The sequence below is a fragment of the Nonomuraea sp. NPDC005501 genome (assembly GCF_040605905.1).
Classification (GTDB): domain Bacteria; phylum Actinomycetota; class Actinomycetes; order Streptosporangiales; family Streptosporangiaceae; genus Nonomuraea.
Genome location: NZ_JBEXDT010000215.1, coordinates 1 through 1,838 on the forward strand (window position 1 = coordinate 1; position 1,838 = coordinate 1,838).

Annotated in this window: 1 pseudogene; it reads left to right on the top strand. The window is 78.4% G+C overall.

Annotation, left to right across the window (positions count from 1 at the left end):
* Positions 1-17: 17 nt before the first annotated feature.
* Positions 18-1,838 (top strand): annotated as a pseudogene (locus ABZS51_RS42630) (hypothetical protein); the annotation flags it as partial.

Sequence of the window (1,838 nt, forward strand, 5' to 3'; positions counted from 1 at the left end):
GAAGGTGGCGGGCGTCGATGCGCTGGACTACCTCCAGGCGCTCGATGTGGCCCTCTGCTACGGCTGGATCGACGGGCAGAAGGACGGATTCGGCGCCGGGCACCGTCGACGACCACAGGTTCCTGGCCGGAGGGCTGCTCAACCGCGGGCTGGTCCACGCCTTCCGCGGCGACTGGGACGCCGCCATGGACGACGTCACCGCCTGCCTGGAGCTCGCCCGGCACGCCGGGCTCGACCACCTCGCGCGCCTGGCCGCCGCCAACCTGCCTTTCGTGGCCGTACGACGGGGCGACGTGGCCGGCGCGTTCGGCCACTACCGGGCGGCCGAGGACGCCCTGTTCGGCTTCCCTGAGCGGCTGGCCACGATGCGGGCCGACTTCGCGGGCGCCCTGCTGGCCGCGCAGCAGCCCGGCGAGGCCAGAGAGCTGCTCAGCCGGGCCGTACCCGACCTGGAGGCGTCCGGGGCACACGTCGCGCTGGCGGACGCCCGGCTGAAGCTGGCCAGGGCGGAGCTGCTGACGGGTGACGCACGGCGGGCCCTGGCGGTCGCCGAGCGGGCGGCCCGCGACCTGGAGGCGCAGGGCAGGCGCTCCTGGCTACCGCTCGCCCGTGAGGTGGTCCTGCGTGCCCGCCTGGCCCTGGACGGTCCGGCGCCCGAGCTGCTGGCCGCTCTGGTGGCGTGCGCCGGCGAGCTGGAACGCGACCCCGCCCACCAGGCGGGCGCCGCCGCCCTCCGCCTGGAGGCGGCCGAGGTCGCCCTCGCCCTGGACGACCGCCCGACGGCCCTCACCCAGCTCACCCACCTGACGACCGTGCCCGGCGACGCATCGCCGGCCGTGCGGGGCGGCTCGGCCGGCGGCTCGGCGGCGTGCGCGGGCTCGGAGACGGGGGCTGCCGATCACGGGCGCGGCCAGGGACGGGGACGGGGTGTGACGCCTGCCAAGGTGGCGTCCCTACCGCCCGCCCTGCAGGAGCTGGTCCGTGCGCCCGAGGCGCCCGTGGTGCGGCGGGTGCCGGGGCCGGTGCTGGGGCACGCCATGGCGCTGGAGGCGGAGCTGCGGGGCGACACCGCCGCCGCGCTCCGTGCCGCCCGTGACGGGCTGGCCGAGGTCGGGAGTCAGGCCGGCGCGTTCGACGACCCGGCGCTGCGGGCGCACATGGCACGGGCCGGTGAGCGGCTGGCCGGGCTGGGGCTGCGGCTGGCGGTCCGCGACCGGGACGCGGCCGAGGTGTTCGCCTGGGCCGAGCGCTGGCGGGCCGTGGCCGCGCCCCCGCCGCACGTGGCGGACCTGGACGAGGTGCGCGCCGCGCTGAGCGAGGCGTCGCCGGACGGGAGCCGGGCGTGTGGAACGGCGCCGGGTGGAGGCAGGAGTGGTGGGGCGGCGCAGGACGCGGTCCGGGAGGGTGGGACGGAGCCCTGTGGGGTGGGGCGGCACGGCATGGCGCTGGTGGAGTTCGTGGCGGTCGGGGGGTCGCTGGTGGCCGTGGTGGTGACGGAGGAGCAGGCGGTGGTGCGGCGGCTGGGTGGCCTGGAGGAGGTCGCGGAGGCGGTCATCCACCTGCGCTACGCCCTGCGCCGCCACACCCTCGGCGACGGCCCGCCCGCGAACCGGGCGGCCCTGGAGCGTCCGGCCCACGGTCCGGGTGATCCGGTGTGGGAGGCGGCGCGGGAGGTCGGGCGGCTGCTGTTTCGGCCGGTCGAGGCGGACGTGGGCGATCGGCCGCTGGTGGTGGTGCCCGCCGGGCCGCTGCACACCGTGCCGTGGGCCGCCCTGCCGGACCTGCGCGGGCGTCCGGTGAGCGTGGCCGCGAGCGCGTCGGCCTGGCTCGCGGCCGGG